The 10,140-nt window shown below is 69.5% G+C and carries 10 protein-coding genes and 1 pseudogene; 9 read left to right on the top strand and 2 right to left on the bottom strand.

Annotated features, from left to right (window positions below):
- From AC1D12_RS14090 to queC, 8 genes are all read left to right on the top strand, one after another.
- On the top strand, nucleotides 1-253 hold a 253-nt coding region (locus tag AC1D12_RS14090; protein ID WP_477841053.1), incomplete at its 5' end, for an AEC family transporter.
- Nucleotides 254-338: 85 nt separating this feature from the next.
- The gene (locus AC1D12_RS14085) at nucleotides 339-1,946 is read left to right on the top strand and encodes an ABC transporter substrate-binding protein (protein ID WP_477841051.1); all 1,608 of its coding nucleotides are present in this window, start codon (nucleotides 339-341) and stop codon (nucleotides 1,944-1,946) included.
- A 102-nt stretch (nucleotides 1,947-2,048) separates the two neighbouring features.
- Nucleotides 2,049-3,056, top strand: a complete 1,008-nt coding sequence (locus AC1D12_RS14080; protein ID WP_477841049.1) for an ABC transporter permease subunit — start codon at nucleotides 2,049-2,051, stop codon at nucleotides 3,054-3,056.
- Nucleotides 3,057-3,066: 10 nt separating this feature from the next.
- Nucleotides 3,067-3,984 (top strand): ABC transporter permease subunit, encoded by a 918-nt coding sequence (locus AC1D12_RS14075; RefSeq protein ID WP_477841048.1) that lies wholly within the window; start codon nucleotides 3,067-3,069, stop codon nucleotides 3,982-3,984.
- Between the two features lie 5 nt (nucleotides 3,985-3,989).
- Nucleotides 3,990-4,961: an ABC transporter ATP-binding protein gene (locus tag AC1D12_RS14070; RefSeq protein WP_465111429.1), complete on the top strand. Its 972-nt coding sequence runs from the start codon at nucleotides 3,990-3,992 to the stop codon at nucleotides 4,959-4,961.
- On the top strand, nucleotides 4,958-5,944 hold the full coding sequence (locus tag AC1D12_RS14065) for a dipeptide ABC transporter ATP-binding protein (RefSeq protein WP_047501543.1): 987 nt from the start codon (nucleotides 4,958-4,960) through the stop codon (nucleotides 5,942-5,944). The genes AC1D12_RS14070 and AC1D12_RS14065 overlap by 4 nt, the downstream gene beginning before the upstream one ends.
- A gap of 31 nt (nucleotides 5,945-5,975) precedes the next feature.
- Nucleotides 5,976-7,280: a glutamate-5-semialdehyde dehydrogenase gene (locus tag AC1D12_RS14060; protein WP_477841046.1), complete on the top strand. Its 1,305-nt coding sequence runs from the start codon at nucleotides 5,976-5,978 to the stop codon at nucleotides 7,278-7,280.
- Nucleotides 7,277-8,014 carry a 7-cyano-7-deazaguanine synthase QueC gene (gene queC, locus AC1D12_RS14055; protein WP_477825620.1) on the top strand — a complete coding sequence of 246 codons (738 nt, stop codon included), beginning with the start codon at nucleotides 7,277-7,279 and terminating at the stop codon, nucleotides 8,012-8,014. The genes AC1D12_RS14060 and queC overlap by 4 nt, the downstream gene beginning before the upstream one ends.
- On the opposite strand, the gene AC1D12_RS14050 is transcribed toward queC, so the two are convergent.
- Entirely contained in the window at nucleotides 7,972-8,688 is a 717-nt protein-coding gene (locus AC1D12_RS14050; protein ID WP_477841044.1) for an ArsR/SmtB family transcription factor, read from the bottom strand. The two genes, queC and AC1D12_RS14050, sit on opposite strands and share 43 nt — an antisense overlap.
- Before the next feature lie 20 nt (nucleotides 8,689-8,708).
- Nucleotides 8,709-9,464 (bottom strand): sulfite exporter TauE/SafE family protein, encoded by a 756-nt coding sequence (locus tag AC1D12_RS14045; RefSeq protein WP_477826678.1) that lies wholly within the window; start codon nucleotides 9,462-9,464, stop codon nucleotides 8,709-8,711.
- A 150-nt stretch (nucleotides 9,465-9,614) separates the two neighbouring features.
- Between AC1D12_RS14045 and AC1D12_RS14040 the strand changes: the two are divergent.
- Nucleotides 9,615-10,140: pseudogene (locus tag AC1D12_RS14040) on the top strand (bifunctional metallophosphatase/5'-nucleotidase); the annotation flags it as partial.

Here is a 10,140-nt window from a genome sequence, read left to right as displayed (position 1 = left end):
GATCTCGGTGCTCAAGCTGCTGGTGCTGCCGGCCCTGGTGCTGGTCGTCGGCCACTGGGGCTTCGCGCTCTCGGGGCTGCCGCTGGCGGTGGTGGTGATGGCGGCGGCGCTGCCGATCGGAAGCAATGCGCTGATCTTCGCGCAGCGCTACACGGCGCTCGAAGCCGAGGCCACCGCGGCGATCGTGCTGTCGACCTGCGGCTACATGCTGACGGCACCGCTGTGGCTGTGGTTGCCCGGCGTGCTGGCCTAGGCCAGCGCGCTATCATCCGCCGCGCTGCCCACAAGGCGGCGCCTTTCCTTCAGACGTTGGACAACCCTTCTCAGGACCCACCCCCATGAAACTTCGCGGCTTCCCCCTCCAGGCCCTTGCGGCCACCTGCCTGCTGGCCTGCGCGGGCGCATCGTTCGCGGCCAAGACGCTGGTCTACTGCTCCGAGGGCAGCCCGGAAGGCTTCAACCCGCAGTACTACACCACCGGCACCACGTTCGATGCGGTGTCCGTGCCGATGTTCAACCGCCTGGTCGAGTTCGACACCGGCACCACCAACATCATCCCGGCGCTGGCCGAGAGCTGGAGTGCCGCCGCCGACGGCCTGAGCTACACCTTCAAGCTGCGCAAGGGCGTCAAGTTCCACAGCACCGCCAAGTTCACGCCGACGCGCGACTTCAACGCCGACGACGTGCTGTTCTCGTACAACCGCATGGCCGACCCGAACCACCCGCTGGCCAAGACCCAGCCGGGCGCGACCTACGCGTACTTCGAGGACATGGGCATGAAGGACATCGTCGAGCGCGTCGAGAAGGTCGACGCGATGACGGTCAAGTTCGTGCTGAAGAAGGCCGAGGCCSCGTTCATGGCCAACATGGCGATGGACTTCGCGTCGATCCTGTCGGCCGAGTACGGCGAGAAGATGAAGGCCGCCGGCACGCCCGAGGCGCTCGACCGCGAACCGGTGGGCACCGGCCCGTTCCAGTTCGTCTCGTACCAGAAGGATGCGGTGATCCGCTACAAGGCCTTCGACGCCTACTGGGGCGGCCGCCCGAAGATCGACAACCTGGTGTTCGCGATCACCACCGACGCCTCGGTGCGCTACGCCAAGCTGAAGACCGGCGAGTGCCATGTGATGGCCTTCCCGAAGCCGGCCGACGTCGCGCTGATGAAGACCGACCCGAACATCAACCTGGTGCAGCAGAACGGCCTGAACGTCGGCTACATCGCGTTCAACGTCGAGAAGAAGCCGTTCGACAACAAGCAGGTGCGCCAGGCGCTGAGCATGGCCGTCAACAAGAAGGCGATCCTCGACTCGGTGTTCCAGGGCGCCGGCCAGCCGGCCAAGAACCCGATCCCGCCGACGCTCTGGTCGTACAACGACAAGGTCACCGACTACGCGTATGACCCGGCCAAGGCCAAGGAACTGCTGGCCAAGGCGGGCTTCCCGAACGGCACCGAGGTCGAGCTGTGGTACCTGCCGGTGACCCGCCCGTACAACCCGGACGGCAAGCGCATGGCCGAATTGATCCAGGCCGACTGGGAGAAGATCGGCGTGAAGACCAAGCTGATCACCTTCGAGTGGGGCGAGTACCGCAAGCGCAGCAAGACCGGTGAACAGCACGCGATGATGTTCGGCTGGTCCGGCGACAACGGCGACCCCGACAACTTCTTCGTGCCGCTGCTGGGCTGCTCGGCGGTGAAGGGTGGCGGCAACGTCGCGCGCTGGTGCGACAAGGGCTTCGAGGAGCTGGTGCAGAAGGCCAAGGCCGTGACGAAGCAGGCCGACCGCGCCGCGCTGTACGCCAAGGCCCAGGAGATCGCGCACGAAGAAGCGCCGTGGATCCCGATCGCCCACTCGGTGCGCTTCGATCCGGTGCGCAAGGAAGTGATCGGCTACAAGATGGATGCCACGGCGCACCATTACTTCACCAAGGTCGACCTCGCGAAATGACGACCCCTCGGCCGGCGGGTACGCCGGCCGATCCCCCGAGGGGATGCGGGCCGGCTTGGGGCGGCCCGGCGCTCGGCCCGCTCCTCGCTTGGCACCTTCCACATGATTTCCTTCCTCGCCAAACGCCTGTCGCTGGTGCTGCCGACCTTCATCGGCATCACGTTGCTGGTGTTCTCGCTGATCCGCCTGCTGCCGGGCGACCCGGTCGAAGCCATGTCCGGCGAACGCGGCATGACGCCCGAGCGCTACGCGCGCCTGGTGCATGAGTTCGGCCTCGACCGCCCGCTGTGGCAGCAGTACCTCGACTACGTCTGGCGCGCGCTGCATGGCGACCTGGGCCTGTCGACCATCACGCACGAGCCGGTCTTCCGCGAATTCCTGACGCTGTTCCCGGCCACCATCGAGCTGTCGATGGTCGCGCTGTTCCTCGCGCTCGCGATCGGCCTGCCGGCCGGCATCCTGGCCGCGATGAAGCGCAACACCGTCTACGACTACACCGTGATGGGCGCCTCGCTCACCGGCTACTCGATGCCGATCTTCTGGTGGGGCCTGCTGCTGATCCTGCTGTTCTCGGTCACGCTCGGCTGGACGCCGGTGTCGGGCCGCATCGCGATCCAGTTCGACATCCCGCCGGTCACCGGCTTCATGCTGATCGACTCGCTGCTGTCCGATGACCCCGGTGCGTTCCGCAGCGCAGTCTCGCACCTGATCCTGCCGGCGGTCGCGCTCGGCACCATCCCGCTGGCGGTGATCGCGCGCATGACGCGCTCGTCGATGCTCGAGGTGCTGCGCGAGGACTACGTGCGCACCGCGCGCGCCAAGGGCGCGTCGACCTGGCGCGTGGTCGGCATCCATGCCCTGCGCAATGCGCTGATCCCGGTCGTCACGACGGTGGGCCTGCAGGTCGGCACGATGCTGGCCGGCGCGATCCTCACCGAGACGATCTTCTCGTGGCCCGGCATCGGCAAGTGGCTGGTCGAGGCGATCCACCGGCGCGACTACCCGGCGGTGCAGGGCGGCATCCTGATGTCGGCCACCGTGATCATCGCGGTCAACCTGGTGGTCGATCTCCTGTACGGCGTGATCAACCCACGCATCCGGCACCACTGAGGGCGGCACGATGAATCCAGCAAGCCCCCCGCAAGCCACCGTCACCGCATCGCCCGAGACCGGCACCCCGCCGACGCAGCTCGTCGAGCTGTGGCGCGATTTCCGCCGCAACCGCGGCGCGATCATCGGCCTCGCGGTCGTCATCGCGCTGCTGCTGTGCGCGCTGCTGGCCGACGTGATCGCGCCCTATTCGCCGTCGGAGCAGTACCGCGACGCGACGCTGCATGCACCGTCGTGGGAGCCGGTCAACGGCCACCGCTTCCTGCTCGGCACCGATCCGGTCGGGCGCGACGTGCTGTCGCGGCTGATCCACGGCACGCGGCTGTCGCTGCTGATCGGCCTGGTGTCGGTCGGGCTGTCGCTGAGCATCGGCGTCGTGCYCGGCCTGCTGGCCGGCTTCTTCCGCGGCGGCATCGAGTTCACGATCATGCGGCTGATGGACATCATGCTGGCGCTGCCCAGCCTGCTGCTCGCGGTGTCGGTGGTGGCGATCCTCGGCCCCGGGCTGATGAACGCGATGTACGCGATCGCGATCGTGATGCTGCCGCACTTCGTGCGGCTGACGCGCGCCGCGGTGATCGGCGAGCTGGGCAAGGACTACGTCGCCGCGTCGCGGCTGGCCGGTGCCGGCACGCTGCGGCTGATGTTCGACACCGTGCTGCCGAACTGCGCTGCGCCGCTGATCGTGCAGGCCACGCTCGGCTTCTCGACCGCCATCCTCGATGCGGCTGCGCTCGGTTTCCTCGGCCTGGGCGCGCAGCCGCCGACGCCCGAATGGGGCTCGATGCTGGCCAGCGCGCTGGAGTTCATCCAGAGCGCGTGGTGGGTCGTCACGCTGCCGGGTCTCGCGATCCTGGTGTCGGTGCTGGCCTTCAATTTGATGGGCGACGGGCTGCGCGACGCGCTGGACCCGAAGCTGAAGAGATAAGACCGATGCCCTTGCTCGAAGTGGATCAACTGCGGGTCGAGTTCGGCCCGGTCGCGTCGCCGTTCAAGGCGGTCGACGGCGTGAGCCTGCGCATCGATGCGGGCGAGGTGGTGGGCATCGTCGGCGAATCGGGCTCGGGCAAGAGCGTGACCGCGCTCGCGCTGATGGGCCTGATCGACGAGCCCGGCCGGGTCTCGGCGCAGGCGCTGCGCTTCGACGGCCATGATTTGCTGACGATGCCGCTGAAGCAGCGCCGGCAGATGCTGGGCCGCGACATCGCGATGATCTTCCAGGATCCGATGAGCAGCCTGAACCCGTGCTTCACGGTGGCCTACCAGCTGATGGAGACGCTGCGCATCCACGAGGGCGGCTCGAAGAAGGCGCTGCGGGCGCGCGCACTGCAGCTGCTGAAGGACGTGGAGATTCCCGATGCCGAGCGGCGGCTCGATGCCTATCCGCACCAGCTGTCGGGCGGCATGAGCCAGCGCGTGATGGTCGCGATGGCGATCGCCTGCAACCCGCGGCTCCTGATCGCCGACGAGCCGACCACCGCGCTCGACGTGACGATCCAGGCGCAGATGCTCGCGCTGCTGCTGCGCCTGCAGCGCGAACGCGGCATGGCGCTGATGCTGATCACGCACGACCTGGGCGTGGTCGCCGAGGTCGCGCAGCGCGTGCAGGTGATGTACGCCGGCGAGGTGGTCGAGACGGCCGGCGTGCCGCGCATCTTCGAGGCGCCGCGCCACCCGTACACCGAGGCGCTGCTGTCGGCGCTGCCGGAGCACAACATCGGCCGGCGCCGGCTCAGCTCGATGCCCGGCGTGGTGCCGGGGGCGTACGACCGGCCGGGCGGCTGCCTGCTGTCGCCGCGCTGCCCGCGCGTGCAGGACAGGTGCCGTGCCGAGCGGCCGGCGCTGTACGGGCCCGAAGGCGCGCAGGCGCGCTGCTTCTTTCCGTTGACCGAGGTGGCGGCATGACGACCGAACGTGATGAAGTCGTGCTCGTCGCCAACGACCTGGCCAAGCACTACCCGGTCTCGCAGGGCTTCCTGAAGCCGAAGGCGCTGGCGCGCGCGCTCGACGGCGTGTCGTTCGAGGTGAAGGCCGGCCGCACGCTGGCCGTGGTCGGCGAATCCGGCTGCGGCAAGAGCACGCTCGCGCGCCAGATCACGATGATCGAGGCGCCGACCACCGGCCACCTGGTGCTGGCCGGCGTCGACGTCGCGAACGCCGATGCGGCCACCCGCAAGCGGTTGCGCCGCGAGGTGCAGATGGTGTTCCAGAACCCGTTCGCAAGCCTGAACCCGCGCAAGAGGATCGGCCATGCGCTCGAGGAGCCGCTGGTCATCAACACCACGCTGTCGGCCGCCGAACGCACCGAGCGCGCGCGCGCGATGATGGCGCGCGTCGGGCTGCGCCCGGAGTTCCACCAGCGCTATCCGCACATGTTCTCCGGCGGCCAGCGCCAGCGCGTCGCGATCGCGCGCGCGCTGATGCTTTCGCCGCGCATCGTCGTCGCCGACGAGCCGGTGTCGGCGCTCGACGTGTCGATCCAGGCCCAGGTGCTGAACCTGCTGATGGACCTGCAGGAAGAGACGCAGGTGGCCTACGTCTTCATCTCGCACAACCTGGCGGTGGTCGAGCTGATCGCCGACGAGGTGCTGGTGATGTACCTCGGCAAGGTGGTCGAGAAGGCGCCGAAGCGGCAGCTGTTCGCCGCGCCGCGCCACCCGTACACGCGGGCCTTGCTGGCGAGCACGCCACGCATTGATGCCGCCTCGCGCGCGCAGAAGGCGGTGCTGGCCGGCGAGCTGCCGTCGCCGCTGAACCCGCCGAGCGGCTGCGCGTTCCACAAGCGCTGCCCGCATGCGATCGAGCGCTGCCGCGTCGAGGTGCCGGTGCTGGCCGAGGTGGCGCCGGGGCAACTGGCGGCCTGCCATCGCTCGGAGGAGCTGGCCTGACAGGGCGATTCCCGCAACGACCCTGGCCGGCATGGGGTTTGCGACAATCGCCCCCATGACCTCGAACGACCTCCAGGCCGCGATCGCCCACATGGGCGCCGGGGCACGCGCCGCCAGCAGTCGAATGGCTGCCGCCTCCACCGCCGCGAAGAACGCCGCGCTGCTCGCGCTGGCGCGCCGGCTGCGCGAAGACGGCGGCGCACTCGCCCAGGCCAACCAGCAGGACATCGACGCCGCCGTGGCCGCCGGCCTGGCCGCCCCGATGGTCGATCGCCTGAAGCTCACGCCCCAGGTGCTGGCCACCGTCGCCGAAGGCTGCGAGCAGATCGCCGCGATGCCCGATCCGATCGGCGAGATCACCGGCCTGCGCCGCCGGCCGAGCGGCATCAGCGTGGGCCAGATGCGCGTGCCGCTGGGCGTGTTCGGCATGATCTACGAGAGCCGCCCGAACGTGACCATCGAGGCCGCATCGCTCGCGATCAAGAGCGGCAACGCCTGCATCCTGCGCGGCGGCTCGGAAGCCATCCATTCGAACCTCGCGCTGTGGAAGCTGGTGCAGGCGGCGCTGGCCGAGGCCGGCCTGCCGCCCGATGCGGTGCAGCTGGTGCAGACCACCGACCGCGCCGCCGTCGGCCACCTGATCTCGTCGCCGGAAGCGGTCGACGTGATCATCCCGCGCGGCGGCAAGGGCCTGATCGAGCGCATCAGCCGCGAGGCGCGCGTGCCGGTGATCAAGCACCTCGACGGCAACTGCCACGTCTACGTCGATGCGCAGGCCGATCTGGAACTCGCGCTGCGCGTGACCGACAACGCGAAGACGCAGAAATACAGCCCCTGCAATGCGGCCGAATCGCTGCTGGTGCACCGCGACATCGCGGCCGCCTTCCTGCCGCGCCTGGGCGCACTGTGGGCGCCGAAGGGCGTCGAGATGCGCTGCGATGCGGGTGCGCTCGCGCTGCTGCAGCCGGTGGCCGGGCTCACGCTCACGGCCGCGAGCGAGCAGGACTGGAACGAGGAATACCTCGCCCCGATCATCAGCGTGAAGCTGGTGGATGGCGTCGACGAGGCGATCGCGCACATCAACCGCCACGGCTCGCACCACACCGATGCGATCCTCACCGAGCACCACGGTCACGCGATGCGCTTCCTGCGCGAGGTCGATTCGGCCAGCGTGATGGTCAATGCCAGCACGCGCTTCGCCGATGGCTTCGAGTACGGGCTGGGCGCCGAGATCGGCATCAGCACCGACAAGTTCCACGCGCGCGGCCCGGTCGGCCTGGAAGGGCTCACGTCGATGAAATGGGTCGTGCTCGGCCAAGGGGAAGTGCGCACATGAGCGATCCGCGATCCGCCCTGGTGCTGTTCTCCGGCGGCCAGGATTCCACCGCCTGCCTCGCATGGGCACTCGAAAGCTATGCCCACGTCGAGACCATCGGCTTCGACTACGGCCAGCGCCACGTCGTCGAGCTGGAATGCCGGCTCAACGTGCGCGCGCAACTGCATGCGAAGTTCCCGCGCTGGGCCGGCAAGCTCGGCGACGATCATTTGCTCGACCTGCAGCTGCTCGGCCAGATCTCCGACACCGCGCTGACCAAGTCGCGCGCGATCGAGATGAACGCGAGCGGCCTGCCGAACACCTTCGTGCCGGGCCGCAACCTGTTGTTCTTCACGTTCGCCGCCGCCGTGGCCTACCGCCGCGGGCTCAGCGTGCTGGTGGGTGGCATGTGCGAGACCGACTTCTCGGGCTACCCCGATTGCCGCGACAACACGCTGAAGGCGCAACAGGTCGCGTTGAGCCTCGGCATGGACACGCCGATGACGATCGAGACGCCGCTGATGTGGCTCGACAAGGCGCAGACCTGGGCGCTGACCGACGAACTGGGCGGCGAAGCGCTGACCGAGATCGTCGTCGAGCACACCCACACCTGCTACCTCGGCGAGCGCACGCAGCGCCACGAGTGGGGCTACGGCTGCGGGCAGTGCCCGGCCTGCGCGCTGCGCTCGCGCGGCTACGGTGCATGGCGCCGTCACGGCGCGATGCCGTTCGCCGACACCGAACGCGCCGGCTGAGCCGACAGCCACGGCGCGAGGGCGCGCCGGCCGTCCGGCGTCAGCGTCAACGCGCGTGAGCCGTCGACGCGGCGCAGCCAGCCGTGCTCGATCGCGTGGTCGAGCAGGCTGACGGCCAGGCCCCCGGCGAGGTGGTCGCGGCGCTCCGACCAGTCGAGGCACGCATAGGCCTGGCGCTTGGCCCCGGCCGCCGGCAACGTGACGCCCAGCGTCTGCAGTTCRTGGCGGCCGACGTCGGTCAGCACGAACTGGCCGTCGCGCGGCACCAGCGTGCCGCGCGCCAGCAGCCCGTCGAACAGCGCGACGCCCAGTTCGCCGGCCAGGTGGCTGTAGCAGGTGCGCGCGGCCTTCAGCGGCTTGTAGGCGCCGTGGTTCCACTTGTCGGCGCTGCCGGCGCGCTCGGCCACCAGCGACAAGGCCTCCAGCGCGTGGCCGATGTCGGCATCGGCGAGCCGGAAGTAGCGGTGCCGGCCCTGCGTGCGCACGACGACCAGCTCGTTGTCGACCAGCTGCGTCAGGTGCGTGCTCGCGGTCTGCGCGGTGACGCCCGCCACCTCGGCCAGCTCGCCGGCCGCGAGGTACTGGCCACCCATCAGCGCGGCCAGCATGCGGGCGCGGGTCGGGTCGCCGATCATCGCGGCGATGCGGGCGAAGCGCGGTTCAGGACTGCTCATGGCCGGATCCTCGCACGTGCTCAGCGCAGCACCGAGCGCAACGCCAGGTAGGCACCGAGCAGCCAGAGTCCGGTGAAGAACACACGCTTGAAGGTCTCCGGCTGTACCGCGCGTCGCAGCCGCTGGCCGAGGCCCATGCCGAGCAGGGCCGGCAACAGCGCCAGCAGCGAGCTGCCGGCGGCCTGTGCATCGAGCGCACCGCCATGGCGCAGGCTGACGGCCAGCGCGACAGTCGACACCAGGAACGAGATGCCGAGCGCGCGCACCAGATCGTCCTTCGCCAGGCCGAGCGCCTGCAGCCAGGGCACGGCCGGGATCACGAACACGCCGGTCGCGGCGGTGACGAGGCCGGTGGCCATGCCGATCCACGGCGCCAGCCACGGCTCGAGCCGCGCCGGCACCTGCAGCCGCACCGACAGCAGCCCCAGGCTGGCATAGGCGAGCAGCGACAGCCCGAGCGCGAGCCCGGCCCAGCCCGGCGCATGGCCGGCGCTCAGCCAGCCGGCGCCGAGCGCGACACCGGCGCACACGCCGATCAGCAGCGTCGCCAGCCGGCGCAGCAGCGCGCCGAAGCCCGGCCCGGCGATCTGCCAGAGGTTGGTGACGAACGACGGCACGACCAGCAGCGCGGCCGCCTGCGCCGGCGGCATCACGACGCTCAGCAGGCCCATCGAGATGGTCGGCAGCCCGAGGCCGATCACGCCCTTCACGAAACCGGCGAGGGCGAAGACGAAACCGGCGAAGGCCAGCAGCAGCATCAGGTCGAGGGAGGTCATGGGGATTCCTGGGAGCGATGCCGGATCGTCGCGCCGGTGGCCCATTGATTGCTTCGGGCTGGATCGAAGTATCGGATTTCACAGACCTGCCACATGCCGTCGCGACACTCCACGCTTCGCCCGACGGCGACCACACAACGAGGAGCGAGGATGATGTTCGATCGACGCATGGGTTGGAAGCTGGGTGCAGGGCTCGGCGCCATCGCCCTGGGGGCCGGCCTGCTGGCCTGCGGTGGCAGCGACGACGCCGCACCGGCGGCACCGGTGGTCGCAGCCGGCACGACCGCGCAGCTCGCGCTGCTGGAAACCACCGACCTGCACACCAACGTGCGCAGCTACGACTACTTCAAGCTGGCCGATGACACGACGCTCGGCTTCGAGCGCACCGCGACGCTGATCAAGACCGCGCGCGCCGAGTTCGCCAACTCGATGCTGGTCGACAACGGCGACACCATCCAGGGTACCGCGGTGTCCGACTACCAGGCGCTGGTCAAGCCGATCGCCTGCACCGACACGCTGGCGATCTACAAGGCGATGAACGCCGCCGGCTACGACGTGGGCGGCATCGGCAACCACGAGTTCAACTACGGCCTGCCCTACCTGGCGCAGGTCACCGGCAACAAGTTCGACGTCGACGGCATGCCGGCACTGAGCACGCAGCCGACCTGCGCCGGCC

It is taken from the genome of Rhizobacter sp. P1_G5 (assembly GCF_056405435.1).
This window is presented reverse-complemented; position numbering and strand designations above follow the sequence as displayed.